This is a genomic window from Aquiflexum gelatinilyticum, from assembly GCF_024741135.1.
Taxonomy (GTDB): Bacteria; Bacteroidota; Bacteroidia; order Cytophagales; family Cyclobacteriaceae; genus Cognataquiflexum; species Cognataquiflexum gelatinilyticum.
Window position 1 is genome coordinate 187,524 of record NZ_JANSUY010000013.1, and the last position, 17,113, is coordinate 204,636.

A 17,113-nucleotide genomic window follows, 5' to 3' on the forward strand; every position below is an offset into this window, starting at 1 on the left:
TTTTTTCTAACTTGGGATACCTGAAAGATAACCATCCCTTACCCTAAAAGTTAAAAATCTAAATTTATTTATGTTTAAACTATCAAGTTGGAAACACCTCAGAATTCCATTTTCCTTCTATCTCCTTCCGATATTCATTTTTGCTCTGGCTTTTACCCCCAACCACAATCCCGAAAGGATGCTGATTGTACTGGTAGCTTTGCACTTGTTTCTTTACCCTTCGAGCAATGGTTACAATTCTTATTTTGACAAGGACGAAAAAAGTATCGGCGGTCTGCGCAACCCGCCCAAAGTCACCAAAGGGCTTTATTTTCTTTCTTTGGTGTTTTTTTTGGTTTCCCTGGCGCTTGGTTTGATGATCAATTGGCAATTCAGCAGCATGCTGCTTGTCTATAGCCTTGTGTCCATGGCTTACAGCCATCCCTCCATCAGACTCAAAAAGTATGCCTATGTAAGTTGGGTGGTAGCAGGGTTCTTTCAGGGATGCTTCACTTTCTGCATGGCTTATGCGGGATTGAGTGATTTTGGTTGGGAGGTTTTTACCAAAAGCCACGTCTTGATTCCGGGCTTGCTGTCCAGTCTGATGCTGTGGGGTTCTTATCCTCTGACGCAAGTCTACCAACACGAAGAAGATGCCAAAAGAGGGGATATCACGCTGAGTCTGAAACTGGGCAAAAAAGGAACGTTTGTTTTTTCAAGCGTCTGGTTTTTGGTGACGGGTATCTGCTTCAGCTGGTTTTTCCTAAGCAGGAATCAGGAAAGCGCCTTTTATGGATTCCTAGGCGCCATGCTTCCGGTGATTTTGTTTTTTCTGGTCTGGTTTTCTTTTGTGCAGAAGGATGAACAAAAATACACCAATTATACCTGGACCATGTGGATGAACAGGATATCTGCCATTGCATTGAATATCTTCTTTGCCTGGTATTTCTTAGAGAATACGCAGATTTTGCAGGCTATAGGTTAGTTTCTCTAATTTTAAATCAAAACGATACATTGGTTTTAAAATCAATATCTTCAATATCTCAAAATCAATTTGGATGAAGAAAGACAGTTGGTTAACTAATGTCATTTCTAACACCCAAAGCTTTGATTTAAAATCCTTCCCCATGTGTCCTTTTCATAATCTCTTTAGCCAAAAAAGAAGAGTTTTTGATCAGTCCTACTGAAAATTCTGAAACTGCTTTTGACCCAAAAAGCCACTGCACTTTTCTGCCGATCCACAATCTGGTTTTGAAAATACGGTCCCATTGGCTGCGGTATTGGCTTTCTATCTGAATTCTCTCCTTGTTAAGAAGAATGGCTTCAGCAGCCAATTTGCCTGTGTGGATCGCGATCGCCATGCCATTGCCGCAGAGCGGAGTAATCAAACCTGCCGCATCACCGACCATCAGGATGTGGTCTTCCACCGGCTGTTTTGGTGAAAAATTGATCTCGTTGATGACTTCCGGTTTGTCAAAAAGGAATTCACTGTATTTAAAAATTTGCCTGAGATGTGGATTTTTGTGGAGTACCTCTTTTTCCATTTCAGGAATACTTCCATAATGTCGGAGTTGCTCTTTTGAACCCAAATAACAAAGATTAAAAATCCCTTTTTCCACTTGGTTGAGGCCACAATATCCCCCCTCAAAATTATGCAGGGCGACAGTATCCGGATCAAAGTCCGTTTTGATGTGGTATTTGACACCGATAAACGGGCTGCGCTGATGCATAAAAGGCCTGTCCATGGCTTTGTCCACTTTGGACCTTTTGCCAAAAGCCCCGATGACATGGTTGGCAGACAGGGAATTGCCTTTATTGAGTTTGAGAAAAAACCTGTTTTCTTTTGACTCAAATCCAACTTCCTCCACCTGGGTCTGAAGCATGAATTTTACCCCTGCTGCTGATGCTTTTTGGTATAAAAACAAATCAAACGCATACCTGCTGATACCAAATCCTCCAAGGTCCAAGGGCATATTGGCCACGTTTCCCTTGATTGAACTCAGCTGAAACTTATTGATGTCAGAAGGTCCTATTTCCTCGGGAAAAAGGTTTTCACCGACCAAAAAATCCCTGACTTCATTGGAAATATATTCTCCGCAGACACGGTGAAAGGGGTAAGATTTTTTTTCAATGAGCAAAACCTCCCTTCCGTTTTTCGCCAATTGGTGTGCAGCAATCAATCCCCCCAAGCCTCCACCAATTATGATAATTTCTGAATGCTGCATAAAACCGTCGCGCCTTTTAAATGGAATGAATTGCCGTTTATCAAATTTCGGCTTTTGAATTTAAGAAAAGCCCTGAATTACGGGTTAATTTCAAAAGTTAATTATCAAGTCAACTACATAACACATGAAGAAGTTTACCCAAATGTATTTACGAAAGGGATTGACGTTTCTTCTTTTGATCGGAATGATCTTCGTCGGTGACGAAGCATTTGGCCAAAAGAAAAAGAAAAAAAATTCCAAAAATGCCCCTCCTGCGGCTGCAACCGCTCCTGCAAGACCGGCATCTCCAAAGTCAGGACCAAAGCCATACGAAGAGGTCATAACTGATAAAGCCAAATCCAAAGATGGATTATTTAAAGTCCATGAATTGGATGGCAAGTATTTTTACGAAATCCCTGATTCGCTCATCGGAAGAGAAATGCTCATCGTCACGACCATTGCCAAGACTGCAGACGGAATCGGCTATGGAGGTGAAAGAACCAACACTTTGCTCGTCAGATGGGATCAAAACGGCGATAATGTGCTACTGAAAGTGGTTTCTTACAGCAATACTGCTGCTGACTCTTTACCAATTTTTACTGCAGTAAAAAGCTCTAACTTAGAGCCTATTCTTCAGAAATTTGACGTCAAAGCAAAAGCAACTGACAAAAATGGTGTGGTCATCGAGGTGACAGATCTTTTTTCAAAAGACGTTCAAGCAATCGGTTTGCCTAGAAACAGGAGAACCGAATACAAAGTAACCCGGTTGGACAACGAGCGCTCCTACATCGAGCGCATCAGCACCTATCCGATCAATATCGAAGCAAGGTATGTCATGACCTATGCCGCTACCGAACCACCTTCCAATGCAAGCACAGGATTGATTACTGTGGAAATGAATTCCTCTATGGTATTGTTGCCGGAAGAACCGATGATGCAGCGTCTGTCTGATCGACGTGTGGGTTGGTTTAGCCGCTCGGTGGTAGATTATGGACTCGACCAACAAAAGGCTGCTAGAAGGACTTTCCTTGACCGTTGGAGATTGGAAGTGAAAGAGGAAGATTATGAGAAGTTCAAGAGAGGTGAATTGGTAGAACCAAAGAAACCGATCGTGTTTTATATAGATCCTGCTACACCTGAAAGATGGAGACCTTATCTAAAACAAGGAATTGAAGATTGGCAGAAGGCTTTTGAGGAAGCCGGATTCAAAAACGCCATTCTAGCCAAAGACGCACCTACCAAAGAAGAAGATCCTGATTGGAGTCCTGAGGATGCAAGGTATTCTGTCATCAGGTATTTTGCCTCGGATATTCAAAATGCATATGGTCCCCACGTGTCCGATCCCCGATCGGGAGAGATCATTGAATCAGATATCGGTTGGTATCACAATGTGATGAACCTACTCAGAAACTGGTTCTTTATCCAAACCGCAGCAGTCAATCCTGAGGCAAGAGGAGTCAATTTCAGAGAAGAAACTATGGGCAGATTGATTCGCTTTGTGTCCTCGCACGAAGTGGGACATACTTTGGGTCTACCACACAACTTTGCCTCTTCACATGCCTATCCTGTGGATTCTTTGCGTTCAGCTACTTTCACCAAAGAATTTGGAACCGCCCCTTCTATCATGGATTATGCGAGATTCAACTACATCGCTCAACCGGGAGATGCAAATGTCAGCTTGATGCCTGATGTGGGACCCTATGACAAGTATTCCATTGCATGGGGTTATAGGCCGATTTTGGAAGCCAAGACTCCAGAAGAAGAGCAACCGACTTTGGACAAATGGATTTTGGCAAAGCAAGGAGACCCGGTTTACCGATTTGGCCGTCAGGGAAACAGTTATGATCCAAGCAGTCAAAGTGAGGACTTGGGTGATGACGCGATGAAAGCTTCTGATTATGGTATCAAAAATCTGAAAATCATCTTGCCTAACCTGGCTAAATGGACTGCTGAGGAAGACAAGCCATTCAAAGATTACAGTGACCTCAATGAAATGTATGGTCAGGTCATCGGCCAATACAACAGATACATGGGGCATATCAGAACCAATGTAGGTGGTGTATATGAATTCTATAAATCAGCAGGACAGGATGAACCTGTCTATGTCCACACTGACAAAAACAAGCAAAAACGAGCCGTCCAATTTATCAACAAGGAGCTTTTTGCAACTCCGACTTGGCTGATGGATGAAAAAATCATTGAAAGAACAGGTGATTTTGGGGCATTGGAAAGAATCCGTGGCGTGCAAGTCACCACTTTGAACGGAATCCTGGAATGGGGTAGACTTGGAAGAATGATCGAAAATGAAGCCCTAAACGGTAAAAACGCCTACACCATGGTGGAGCTGTTTGATGACCTCCGTGGAGGAATATGGACAGAATTACCTAGCGGAAAAACCATTGATGTGCACAGAAGAAGTCTTCAAAGGGCGCATATAGAGCGCTTGGAATTGTTGCTCACCGGTAACGAACCGAACCTTCCTGCACAGTTCAGGGCTTTTCTTGGTCCGCAGATCAACGCTTCCCAATCTGACATCAGGCCGATGGCGAGAGGTGAACTGAAAACGCTACAAAGACAGATTACCGCTGCGATTCCAAGAACCTCAGACAGACTTTCCAAACTCCATTTGGAAGATGCTTTGGAACGAATCAATAAAATCCTGGATCCAAAGTAAGAGGTCTGAATTGATATTAATTGATATTTGATATTGATGGATATTGGTTCAAAACCATCATTTCTAAAAATAGGTAGGTTATTTGCTTAAAGTGGATAATAAATAATCTTGAGAAAGGGCCAAGCTGAACAAGTTTGGCCTTTTTTTGTGTTATGGTCCTAAGTCCCTATTTTTACCCAAACATATTTTAAAGCGATGTCCCACAGCCCACTTCAGATTCTTCAGGAACACAACCTGCGGATTACAAATTGTAGACAGGAAGTATTAAAAACTTTCTTGGAAAGGCAAATGGCTCTTTCCCATTCAGATTTGGAGGAAGTGTTGCAAAAGGATTTCGACAGGGTGACAATATACAGGACTTTGAAGACCTTTTTGGACAATGACCTCGTCCATAAAGTCCTTGATGACAGCGGCGCCACCAAATATGCTTTGTGTTCACATTCACATGCCGGTGAACAAAGTCATGACCACGAACACGTTCATTTCAAATGCGAAAAATGCGGGAGGACCATTTGTATAGAAGAAGTGAGTTTGCCAAAAATCACTCTTCCCAAAGGATATATCAATAAAGAAGTAAGTCTTTTGATCCAGGGAGTCTGCGACAAATGCAACTGATCAAACTTCTAGAGGTTCCCGGGGGGATTTTTTTGTGGGTGAATCAGTTGGCCAAATTACGCCGGGAGGCAAGTCAATTTTAGGAGGGGTAAAATCCTCAACACCACCATCTCCATCATCACTGCTGTCTGAATTTCGCCCCAAATTTGACTTGGTCATGGTCGCTACAAAATAAATCAGTACCACATAGGCAACTCCACATAAGACCAAATCAACTATCAAGCTACTCATATGCAATGAAATTTGAATCAATTTACTACAAAACCATGTAGAAGTCAATCAATTAACTCATCAAAGACAATATTGATTTAAGAATTTTTAAAAAAATGAATTGGTTTCTTGTTTAGCTTGTGAAATAAGGGATATCATTAGATATTTGCGCACGAAAAAAATGAAGTAATGATAGTCAAAACAAAAAAATATCAATTAGAAACAGGAACCTATATCAAGTTGGGATTGACCAATATCCTCAAAGAACAATGGTGGGTGGTGCTGATCGCCATTGCTATAGGTTGCGGTTATTTTTGGATTGCCTCTTGGTGGTGGATCAGCATGGCCATTTTGGCTTATGCCTTATATTGGCTTTTTTGGGTTATCCAATTTGCAGGCGTCACCCAAATGGAACAGAACAAGGTCATCTTTGAAAAAATGTCCTACGAGATTGACAGTAGGCAGATATTGATGAAGCTCAATGTCCAACAGGGAATGCCCATCAAATGGGATCTGATCAAAAAAGTGGACCTGACCAAAGAAGCCTATATCCTGACCATGTCCAAAGCCCAATTCATATACCTTCCTTTCAAAATTTTCAACACGGAGAATGAAAGGAAATTTATGGAGGCAATTCTTAGAAGAAAAGGATATCTGCCTGAACAATCTTCAGGAAAAATAGCAACAGCGGAAGGGAAAAAGTAAATAGACCACAGACCACAGTCCACTGTCCATGGCCCCTTCATCTGCACTCAGAACTTGGATTCATATGATTTGAATCAAGAAAAAAAGATAAATAAATAGTAAAACGAAAAGGCCTGATTAGGTTTGAATCAGGCCTTTTTTGTCTTGATTTTTAAAATCTGCCACTTTGGATTTGAAGAATTGATTTCAATTAAAGTGGCTGTCGTCTGTCGACCGTGGTCAGTTGACTTGTTACATTTTCGGAAGGATCACCGTGTCAATCACGTGAACCACACCATTGGAAGCTTCGATGTCAGCTGTCGTTACAGTGGCATTGTTAACCATGGCCTTTCCGTCTTTCAAAGTGATGGTTACTTCAGAACCTTGGGCAGTTTTAGCCTTCATTCCGTTTTTGAGGTCTTTGGAATAGACTTTTCCCGGAACTACGTGGTAAGTCAATACCGCAACCAATTGGGCTTTGTTTTCAGGCTTCAAAAGATTTTCCACTGTTCCCGCAGGAAGTTTAGCGAAAGCCTCATTTGTAGGAGCAAAAACTGTAAAAGGGCCATCACCCTTCAGGACACCGACCAAGTCACCGGCTTTGACAGCGGCTACCAAGGTGGAAAGGAATTCGGTCTGAACCGCAAGATCAACGATATCTGCTTCCGGGTTCAAAGTGGCATTTTTGTTCAATGTGAAGGATGAAGTTAAAAAGAATGTGAACAACATCGCAATGGCAAATAATTTTTTCATGGTAACAATAGTTTTGGTTAGGCAATATAAAGTCCAAAGCCTATCCTATTGTTTTTCAAATACTTGTGAAATTATGTTAAGAGATTTTGACGTACGGCATACGACCGTTTGTTTACAAAAAATGGCTGTTTATAGAAATGATTTATTTGGACGGTATCAAATCGTAGCTCCCGCAGATTGCGCTGACTGGCGCAGAAAAATTCTGAAGTGGGGTTTGGGAAAGTATTGTTCTAATGGAAAAGCAGGAGATGAGAATCTGATTTTTCATTAGCTTTCCAATTATCCAACCTGCCCTTCCACCTTAACACAAATCCTTCATCACAATTATTTCCAAAATTCAGATTATTCGGTTAAGCTTTAATTATTTTGCAGGATGCAGATCAGACTTATCGCCGTCGGCAAAACAGACCATGCAGCCATTCAGTCCCTTGTGGAGGAATATAGCAAGCGCTTGGGTTTTTATATCAAGTTCGAGTTGGAAATCATACCCGATCTAAAAAACTCCAAAAATCTCAGTGAAGCTTCCCAAAAGGAAAAAGAAGGAGAACTGATCCTGAAAAAAGTCCAGACTTCAGATGAGTTGGTGCTGCTCGATGAACAGGGAAAGCAATATTCGTCAGTGGATTTTTCGGAATACCTCCAAAAGAAAATGAATACAGGTTTGAAGCAATTGATCTTCGTCATCGGCGGCCCTTATGGATTTTCAGCTGAAGTGTACCAAAGGGCAAACGGCAAAATCTCCCTTTCCAAAATGACCTTTTCCCACCAAATGGTCAGGGTATTTTTTGTGGAACAACTGTATCGGGCTTTTACGATCCTGAAGAATGAACCTTATCACCATCAATAAGACGTGAGACAAGAGATATGAGACGTGAGATTGGCAGGGGGATAAGAAGCAAGAGACGAGAATCGAGACATAAGACGTAAGACGTAAGATTAAAGAAATTGGGGAATGACGATTGGTGTAGCGTCATCTTGTATCAGAGGTACGATCCCGACAGCTGTACGGGAGAAAGATCCCTAAATAAAAAAGACTCTTCGCTACACTCAGAGTGACGTCATAGATTGAATCGGACATCAAGCCATCAAATATCCTCCATTTTCGCAACCTTAACCCTCTTTAAATCCCCGGAATCATCCGTCCAAGCAAACCAAAGGGAATTTCCGTTATTGGTCATTTGGGGAAAACCACTGCTTCTTTTGTCGGATGAGGTAGCCACTTGGATAGGATTGCCCAATTTTCCGGAGGAATCTACTGACCTGACAAGAATCTTTCCCTCTTCCATCCAACATACCATCGCTTTGTCTTGGGCTATCATTTCAATGTCCACCCGTCCAAGGGTTTGCCCCAGGTCGATTTTGGTAGGCGTTTCAAAGGACTTTCCATTGTCCTCGGAAAAGGAAACTTTCACTTCAGGATTGTCCTTTGCACCTGTGTACCAAGCCACAGCAACCTGATTTCCCAAGGCAGAGACTCTAGGGCCGTTGACGGGACAGGCGGCTATTTCCCACAAATCCATATAAACCGGTGCCGTTTCCTTCCAATTTCCGTTTTCAAATTTTGCAATTCCCAAATCCCTGATTTCTGTTTCGGACCTGTCTCTGAAGATCACCACGGGACCTTCCTCGGTCATCGTCGCGGTCGTCTGACAGCAATCACAAACCCTGTTGTCCAATTCCCATTCGTCTATTTTATTCCCATCAGTATCCAATACTGCTGCCCTGACCGTCATCTGACCATGGTGACCGTGGTCATGGCTATGGTCGTGGCCTCCACCTCCGGTATTCCTCCCATCCAACCAACTGACGAGCATATTTTCTCCCCAAGGAACCATGGAAACAAAGCCATGTTCTGTTTGGGTCTTGTCATCGTGGAGGACAAAGGGTTCGGACCATTGCTTCCCATCTTTGGAAATAGTGATCCGGACATCATATGCAAAGGTTCCTTCTCCGCTTTTCTGCAAGAATGCAGCGACCAACGTCCCGTCTGCAAAAGCTGACATCTGTGGATAATCCGCCCAGTTTACAAACCAATCTGTTCCATGGGCAATGGTGGTTTCGAGGGAAAAGGTATCCCCTTCCAACTTGGAGAATTTAAAAATATTGATGGAATCAGATTTTTCTATCCAAGAAAGATAGGTTTCGCCTTTGAGAGAAGTGAAAAGATACGGTTCTTCGATATGGGCATTTACAGAGGAAAATTCTTCCACTATTTCAACAGAAGGCGCAATGGTTTCCTGCTTTTTTTCACCACAAGAAAAAAGGGCTGTCCCCAAGAGGAAGCCCATTGCAATAATTTGATTGTTGATTTTTTTGATCATTTTTAGTCTGTTACCACCATTTTAAAACCTTCTCCGTGGATCGTAATGATCTGTACTTTGGGATCGTCTTTGAGGATTTTCCTGATTTTGCTGAGGTATACATCCATGCTTCGCGCATTGAAATAAGAATCATCTCCCCAAATCTGCTTCAGGGCATGGCTTCTGTTTACCAGTTTGTTGATTTCTGAAGCTAAAAGCCTGATCAGTTCATTCTCTTTGGAGGTAAGTTTGTGGACACCTGATGGCCCCTTGATGTATTGCTCATCATAGTGAAGTTCAAATTCCCCAAAACGGTATTGCTTCAAAGTCGTCACTTCTTCCTGTTTTTGCGTTCTCCTTAGGATAGCCCCAATGCGGAGTAGCAATTCCTCCATGCTAAAAGGTTTGGTGATATAATCATCCGCACCGATTTTGAGACCTTCAATGATGTCTTCTTTGAGATTTTTTGCTGTCAGGTAGATTATAGGCAAGTCTTCCTGTACTTTCTTGATTTCTTTGCCTAGGGTAAAGCCGTCTTTCTTTGGCATCATGATATCCAGGATGGCCATGCTGTATTTGTCCTTTTTGAACTTGGACCATCCTTCCTCTCCGTCACGGCAAAGGGTGGTTTCATAGCCCTTCATGGTAAGGTATTCCTGTAGGATATCCCCTAGATTCGGATCATCTTCTACTACTAATAGTTTTGGTTTGCTCATGGTGTCTTGGGGAGTTTGATGGTAAATATACTTCCTTTTCCTGGTTCACTGTTTACTGTGATTTCACCCTTGTGGGCTTCTATGATGGTTTTGACATAAGATAATCCTAATCCAAAGCCTTTTACATCGTGTACATTGCCTGTGGGAACCCTATAAAACTTGTCAAAAATTTTCTTTGTCACTTCTTTGGACATGCCTATACCATTGTCCTGAATGGAAACAAAGGCATATCCATTTTGATCCCAAACTTTGATATGGATGATAGGACTTTCTTTGGAGTACTTGTTGGCGTTATCGAGAAGGTTATTGAAGATGTGTGCCAAATGAAATGCATCAGACATCATATATGGGTCACCAATTTCATTTTCAAGCGTGATTTTACCTCCTTTATTTTCAACCTGCAATTCAAATTGGGATTTGGCATCTTCCAGTAAATCAATCAAGTTGACATATTCCAATTTCAGACTGAATTCCTTTTTTTCCAAAGTGGCTGCCTGCAAGACTTTTTCGACCTGTCCTCCCAATCTTTTGTTTTCATCCTTTATGATGCTCAGGTATCTCTTGCGGAAGGATTCCTGATTCAACAGATCCGGATCCTGCAAAGCTTCCACAGCAAGACTGACCGTCGCAATTGGGGTCTTGAATTCATGGGTCATGTTGTTGATGAAATCATTCTTGATTTCAGAAAGATTTTTTTGTCTGATGATCACCCTTATGGCATATACAAAACAGAAAATCACCACACCAATAAACAAGATTGAACTGAGTACCGGAAGCCAGATTTGTCGAAAGACATAAGCCCTTTTGTTAGGGAAATTGACTAAAAGGTAATTTTCTTGAGAGATGATGTCACTTGGAAACAATCTTGCCTGCATCCTTGAGCTCATCAGTGAGAATGAATCAGCTGAATTGGTAATAGGTAAAAATTTCCCATTGTTGTCAAGAATCCCCAATTCAAACGACTGTTCTATTCCTTTTTCTTTCAGGTTATTTTTGACTAACATCCTTACCTGTCCGGTATCCATCCTGGCAAGAATGTCCTTTTCACCGATCAATTCTTCCCAAGCCCTGTTCATAAAATCAATCTTCAGGTTTGCGCTTCGGATTTTTTCCAAAGCATCTACAGGAATGTTGTATTCTTCTTCAAATTCACCGTCACGGACAATCCCGTACCGGCTTCTGAAAATTTTCTCGTTTTGATTGAGGTATTGAAACTGTCGCTCCCTCTCCTGCAGGAGTATTTCCATCTCATCAGGTGTAAACATGGAAGAGGCAATCTCAGGAGTGAGGTTTGTAAAGAAATTATCCAAATCTGTCATGATGGAAATATCCAATCCCCTAGCCTCAATCAACCTTTTGAAGCTTTGGCTGATCTGTGGAATCGGCTGTTGCAGCAAAGTATCCATTACGGAAGGTCTTCTCCGGGAATTAGGCCTTTGCCTTACCTGCACCACAATAGGTTCGATCTTTTGGGTGAGGGATTGTTGCAGCAATGTGTCTTTGGCGAGGTAACTTAAAAATATATCGCTTGTCTCTCCTTTTTCCATTTGATTGACCGTAGCGGCCAATGATTGGTAGACTGCCTGCTCAAATCTTTCCTCATTGATACGGAGTGCATTCCTGATCCAATAGTATTGGAAGCCCACCAGACCAAGGCTAGAGATGGACATCAATATAATAATCAGTTTCATCTGAGAACTCGACATGCTGCAAATTTATGCCTTATTGGGTGGGAAGGGATGGGCTTAACATAATTTAACTCTGGAAATTACCAAACGGATTTCAATCAAAGAAGATTAAAGGAGCCAATTTTCAATCTTTTTTATTGTAGTTCTATCCTTATCTTTGGGGCTTAATATTAGTTAAATGGAAGTAAAAGACCAGCAATTTCAGATTCAGGGAGTTTCTTTGATCGATTTGGCACAAGAATATGGCACACCACTATATGTGTATGACGGAGAGAAAATCCTTGAAAAAGTCAAGCTTTTGCAAAAATCATTTTCAGGAGTCAACCTCAAAATCAAATATGCCACCAAAGCACTTTCCAATATCAATATCCTGAAATTGATGAAAAAAGCCGGAACGGGAGTGGATGCCGTCTCCATAGAGGAAGTCAAACTCTGTCAATATGCCGGTTTTGAACCGCATGAGATCATGTATACCCCTAACAGTGTCTCTTTTGAAGAAATACAAGAGGCAGTCGCCCTAGGCGTAATGATCAACATTGACAATATTCCGATGTTGGAGCATTTCGGCACATACTTTGGAAATAAAGTTCCGATTTGCATCCGACTCAATCCACATATTCTTGCAGGCGGAAATGCGAAAATATCGGTGGGTCATATAGACAGCAAATTTGGCATTTCCATTCTTCAGTTGAAGCATGTACTCAAAGTTGTGGAAGCACATAACCTCCATGTTATTGGTCTTCATATCCACACCGGATCAGATATTTTGGACGCTGAAGTTTTCCTTAGGGGAGCCAATATTGTTTTTGATGCTGCAAGAGAATTTAAAGGATTGAAATTCCTTGATTTTGGTGGCGGTTTCAAAGTAGCTTACAAACCGGATGATATTTCCACAGATATAGAGGAAGTCGGTGCCAAAGTTTCTCAGGCCTTCAAAGTATTCTGCAAAGAATATGGAACTGATTTGGAGATCTGGTTTGAACCCGGGAAATTTCTCGTATCCGAATCAGGCTATCTTTTGGCAAAAGTCAATGTGGTCAAGCCAACACCTGCCTCCACTTTTGTCGGAGTAGATACGGGGCTAAATCATCTGATCCGACCAATGATGTATGATGCCTATCATGGAGTAATCAATATTTCAAAACTCGACGGACCCGAAAGGATCTATACCATCGTCGGCTACATCTGTGAGACAGATACCATCGCAGCAGACAGAAAACTTAAAGAGGTACAAGAAGGGGATATTTTGGCAATCAAAAACGCCGGCGCATATGGATATAGCATGGCTTCCAATTATAATTCAAGACTCCGTCCTGCTGAGGTATTGATCCTAAATAGCAAAGCAAATCTTATCAGAGAAAGGGAAACCTTTGAAGATATCCTGAGACATCAGCTCGATATTGGATTGTAACAAAACCCGATTCAAAATAGAAGCCCGACTAAAAAAAGTCGGGTTTTTCAATTTTTAGGAGCTTGGGGTTTAATTTTTTCAGGTTTTTATAAACTTTTTTATTTCACTTCATATCGCAAAAAAAGCAGGTCTTCTTTAAGTTTTTGAAATTGATTGTAAAAAAGCCGATTGAAGGAACTTTTGATTACTAAAGTTGGGATTCGGTTTATTGGTTTTTTAGCATAAAATTTCTTTTATTAAATCCAATCACCCAAAGACAGAAATATCATTTTGTTTTATTCAAATAACATAAAATAATATTTCTATTTACCAAAGACAGATTTTTGCTTTTCAACCACAGAATCCCATGGTCAAAGAGCGCTGTAAAGGTCAAAAATAGTACGTCATGAACTGGCAAAGAAGACTCTTCAAAACCCTGATTTTCCTGATTTTTTTTCAGGGCTTGGGTCATTTTGCTCTTTCTCAAGGGATCTATCTCGAGCATTTGTACAGCAAGATCAGGAGACCAGTCACCTTGGATGGTAATGTGTTCAGAGTTATGGACCAGAGTGGGACTCCAGATCCCGGTGATATGTCTGTAACAGTGAGCGGTCAATTGGCACTCTGTTCTCATGCCGATAGAGGCCACATCCTACTTGATGTTTCCGGCGGTGTTCCCCCGTATACTTTTGTCTGGAATAATTTGCAGACTGTACAAAACAGGTACAGTTTACTTTCCGGGACATATACCGTTTGGATTAAAGACAATGCAGGTCATGAGATCAAAGAGAAAATAGTGGTTCAGCCTCCTTTTCCTTTGATCATCGAGATGGCTGAAACCAAACATGTAACCTGTAATAATTCCAATGGAGAAGCCAAGATTAACATCAAAATGGGAAGGGGTGAACCCTATAAAATCGAATGGAGTCACGGCCTGACAAATACACTTCATGCAGAAGACCTTCAATCAGGCACTTATTTTGTAAAAGTCTCTGACCAATTCAACTGTCATCAGACGATTTACTTTGAAATCAATTCCATTACTGAAGCTATTCAGCTAGAAGAAGAAATTGAAAACATATCCTGCTCCAATGAGCCTTTAGGCGCCATCAAAGTTACCGCTTCCGGAGGAAAAGCACCTTTTCAATACCTTTGGTCTAATGGAAATACCTCAGATAAAATCACCGACTTGGAAGCAGGAGAATATGCTTTGAAAGTTACTGATGCAAATGGATGTACCATTTCCAAAACCTATACTGTAAAAGCCTCCGAACCTATGACTGTCATTGCTGAAATTTCAGAGGTCTTGTTATGTGCTGATGCAGAAACAGGTAAAATATCGCTAGATATCCAAGGGGGAATCGCCCCTTATACATTTTTATGGAACAATGGTTCCAAAGAAAAAGACCTTGAAAATCTGACAACAGGTGAATACATTGTCAAAATCACAGATTCGATAGGCTGCGAGATTACAAAAATTTTTACTGTCTCGGGACCTGAAAAACTTTCTGCAAAAATAGAAACAACAGTAGATGTAAACTGTGAGACCAATGCTGCCAAAGGAGTGGCTTGGGTAAGCATTAAAGGCGGAAAAGCCCCTTATCAAATCAAATGGTTGAACCTTGATAAAAACACTCAGGAAATTGAATTTTTGACAGAGAGAGAACTTTCTGTGGAAGTGACTGACGCGAATGGATGCAAGATCACTGAGAGGATTTTTGTCGACTACAGCAATATCGCTGCTAAAGACAGGCTTGGTTTTGATGTCAAAAAAGTGAAATTGAACACAGAAGATGAAATATTGGTAGATGACCAATTGAAATTTGAAAGTAAAATTTCAGAGGAATTCATCGCATGGGAGTGGAGTTTTGGTGATGGTACTTTTTCATTGGAAAAAGACCCAATCCATGTGTTTAAGATGCCCGGAGAATTTGAGGTGGTTTTAAAAGCGTATGATATATATGGTTGCTCTTCTGTTCAGAAAGAGGAAGTAAAAGTAAATGAAGTCAGCGAATACCTGATGATGCCGAATGCTTTTACTCCGAATAGTGATGGATTAAATGATGTGTTCAAGCCTGAAACAAAAGGAATAAGCGGATACAGAATGTATATTTTTAATAAATGGGGAGAAATGATTTTTTCGAATGGTTCTAAAAGCAATGAAGGATGGAATGGAACTTTGAATGGTCAATTATTGCCAAGCGGCAATTACGTGTACAAAGTCAGCTTTCAGACTCCGAACGGTGAAATGATCGAAAAAGCTGGTACCGTTTCACTTATTAGAGAAAACAAAATGTTGGCAAACGGTGTATGGTAATCATTCCATGCATCATTTATGTCTAAAACGCTACGCCTGATCTTAGGCGATCAACTCAATATTCAGCATTCTTGGTTTGAAAAAACAAATCCTGACATGACCTATGTCATGATGGAAATCAAACAAGAAACAGGCTATGTCCGCCACCATATCCAAAAAGTGGTCGGATTCTTTTTAGCCATGAGAAATTTTGCAAATTCCCTTCAAAACCAAGGTCATCAAGTCGCATATTTAAATCTTGACCATCCTGATAATACTCAAAGTCTTACTGGAAATCTTTCATTTCTGATAGAAAAGGAAAATTTCAACAGATTTGAATATTTATTGCCGGATGAATATCGGCTTGATCGGCAGTTGGCAGATTTCTGCAAATCCCTTTCGATTCCCTCCCGGCATTTTGATTCGGAACATTTTTTAACCTCAAGAGAATTTTTGACAGAATTCTTCAAGGGGAAAAAGACATTTTTGATGGAGACTTTTTACCGGGAAATGAGGAAAAAGTATGATGTCCTTATGGATGGAAAAGAGCCTTTGACGGGAAAATGGAACTACGACCAAGACAACCGCAACAAATTCCGTGATCCCTTGCTTCTCATAGCGCCCAAGGTATTTCCAAAAAATGCAAGTGAAATTGTCGGAGTAATCCATACCATGGAGGTGGAGACGATCGGTTCTATAGATGAGAAAAACTTTGAATGGCCTGTTACTAGAGAGGAAAGCCTTCAAGTTCTCGATTATTTCTGTGAAAAACTCTTGGACAGTTTTGGCGAATACCAAGACTCAATATATACGGGAGATGCATTTTTATTTCATAGCAGGCTCAGTTTCAGTTTGAATACCAAAATGCTTTCCCCGCTTGAAGTGGTGGAAAAAGTAGAGCAGTATTGGTTTGCAAATCAGGACAGGATCAACATTGCCCAAGTCGAAGGATTTATCCGGCAAATTATCGGTTGGCGGGAATATATGCGCGGAGTCTATTGGGCCAAAATGCCTGAATATGCGACTTTGAATTTCTTTGGGCACGAAAGAAAACTGCCTGAATTCTATTGGACAGGTAAGACCAAAATGAATTGTATGAGACATAGCATCGGACAGTCTTTAGAAAAGTCTTATGCACACCATATCCAAAGATTGATGGTAACTGGAAACTTTGCCCTATTAGCAGGAATAGATCCTGATGAGGTGGATCGGTGGTATTTGGGGATCTATATTGATGCTATCGAATGGGTAGAAATCACCAATACGCGAGGCATGAGTCAGTTTGCAGATGGAGGTATCGTGGGTACCAAGCCTTATGTTTCCTCTGCCAATTACATAGACAAAATGAGTGACTACTGTAAGGGATGCCATTATGACAAAAATCTCAAAACAGGAGAAAACGCATGTCCATTCAACAGCCTCTATTGGCATTTCTACAATAGAAATGAAGACAAATTAGCCAAGAACCCAAGAATAGGAATGGCCTACAAGACCTGGGAAAAGATGAAAGACAAATCGAAAATCCTGGAGCAGGCAGAAAAGTACTTGGAAAACTTAGATAGATTGTAAGGGCGAATTATACTAAAAAAGGAATGGAATTCGAT

General features: G+C 41.1%; 14 protein-coding genes. 8 read left to right on the forward strand and 6 right to left on the reverse strand.

Going from position 1 to position 17,113, the window contains the following annotated elements:
- The first annotated feature begins 70 nt into the window (after positions 1-70).
- On the forward strand, positions 71-964 hold the full coding sequence (locus NU887_RS14610) for a UbiA family prenyltransferase (protein ID WP_258424121.1): 894 nt from the start codon (positions 71-73) through the stop codon (positions 962-964).
- A gap of 127 nt (positions 965-1,091) precedes the next feature.
- Here NU887_RS14610 and NU887_RS14615 read toward each other — a convergent pair whose 3' ends face one another.
- A complete protein-coding gene (locus tag NU887_RS14615) occupies positions 1,092-2,204 on the reverse strand; it encodes an NAD(P)/FAD-dependent oxidoreductase (RefSeq protein ID WP_258424122.1) in 1,113 nt (370 codons plus the stop codon).
- 124 nt (positions 2,205-2,328) lie between these two features.
- Between NU887_RS14615 and NU887_RS14620 the strand changes: the two genes are divergently transcribed.
- Positions 2,329-4,857, forward strand: coding sequence for a zinc-dependent metalloprotease (locus NU887_RS14620; RefSeq protein WP_258424123.1), 2,529 nt, complete (start codon positions 2,329-2,331; stop codon positions 4,855-4,857).
- Between the two features lie 195 nt (positions 4,858-5,052).
- Complete coding sequence (locus NU887_RS14625) at positions 5,053-5,472, forward strand: Fur family transcriptional regulator (protein ID WP_258424124.1); 420 nt, start codon at positions 5,053-5,055, stop codon at positions 5,470-5,472.
- Here NU887_RS14625 and NU887_RS14630 read toward each other — a convergent pair whose 3' ends face one another.
- Positions 5,473-5,703, reverse strand: coding sequence for a hypothetical protein (locus NU887_RS14630; protein ID WP_258424125.1), 231 nt, complete (start codon positions 5,701-5,703; stop codon positions 5,473-5,475).
- Between the two features lie 168 nt (positions 5,704-5,871).
- On the opposite strand from NU887_RS14630, the gene NU887_RS14635 reads away from it, so the two are divergent.
- Entirely contained in the window at positions 5,872-6,387 is a 516-nt protein-coding gene (locus NU887_RS14635; RefSeq protein ID WP_258424126.1) for a YcxB family protein, read from the forward strand.
- 231 nt (positions 6,388-6,618) lie between these two features.
- On the opposite strand, the gene NU887_RS14640 is transcribed toward NU887_RS14635, so the two are convergent.
- Complete coding sequence (locus NU887_RS14640) at positions 6,619-7,119, reverse strand: fasciclin domain-containing protein (protein ID WP_258424127.1); 501 nt, start codon at positions 7,117-7,119, stop codon at positions 6,619-6,621.
- 373 nt (positions 7,120-7,492) lie between these two features.
- Here NU887_RS14640 and rlmH point away from each other — a divergent pair, with 373 nt between their 5' ends.
- Entirely contained in the window at positions 7,493-7,966 is a 474-nt protein-coding gene (gene rlmH, locus NU887_RS14645; RefSeq protein ID WP_258424128.1) for a 23S rRNA (pseudouridine(1915)-N(3))-methyltransferase RlmH, read from the forward strand.
- 238 nt (positions 7,967-8,204) lie between these two features.
- On the opposite strand, the gene NU887_RS14650 is transcribed toward rlmH, so the two are convergent.
- From NU887_RS14650 to NU887_RS14660, 3 genes are read right to left on the reverse strand one after another with little or no spacing between them, the layout of a single operon-like run.
- Complete coding sequence (locus NU887_RS14650) at positions 8,205-9,440, reverse strand: exo-alpha-sialidase (RefSeq protein ID WP_258424129.1); 1,236 nt, start codon at positions 9,438-9,440, stop codon at positions 8,205-8,207.
- Positions 9,441-9,442: 2 nt separating this feature from the next.
- On the reverse strand, positions 9,443-10,135 hold the full coding sequence (locus NU887_RS14655) for a response regulator transcription factor (protein WP_258424130.1): 693 nt from the start codon (positions 10,133-10,135) through the stop codon (positions 9,443-9,445).
- A complete protein-coding gene (locus NU887_RS14660; protein WP_258424131.1) occupies positions 10,132-11,841 on the reverse strand; it encodes a sensor histidine kinase in 1,710 nt (569 codons plus the stop codon). The genes NU887_RS14655 and NU887_RS14660 overlap by 4 nt, the downstream gene beginning before the upstream one ends.
- A gap of 160 nt (positions 11,842-12,001) precedes the next feature.
- Here NU887_RS14660 and lysA point away from each other — a divergent pair, with 160 nt between their 5' ends.
- From lysA to NU887_RS14675, 3 genes are all read left to right on the forward strand, one after another.
- Positions 12,002-13,234 carry a diaminopimelate decarboxylase gene (gene lysA, locus NU887_RS14665; RefSeq protein ID WP_258424132.1) on the forward strand — a complete coding sequence of 411 codons (1,233 nt, stop codon included), beginning with the start codon at positions 12,002-12,004 and terminating at the stop codon, positions 13,232-13,234.
- A gap of 385 nt (positions 13,235-13,619) precedes the next feature.
- A complete protein-coding gene (locus NU887_RS14670; RefSeq protein WP_258424133.1) occupies positions 13,620-15,530 on the forward strand; it encodes a T9SS type B sorting domain-containing protein in 1,911 nt (636 codons plus the stop codon).
- An 18-nt stretch (positions 15,531-15,548) separates the two neighbouring features.
- Positions 15,549-17,078 (forward strand): cryptochrome/photolyase family protein, encoded by a 1,530-nt coding sequence (locus NU887_RS14675; protein WP_258424134.1) that lies wholly within the window; start codon positions 15,549-15,551, stop codon positions 17,076-17,078.
- Positions 17,079-17,113: the final 35 nt, after the last annotated feature.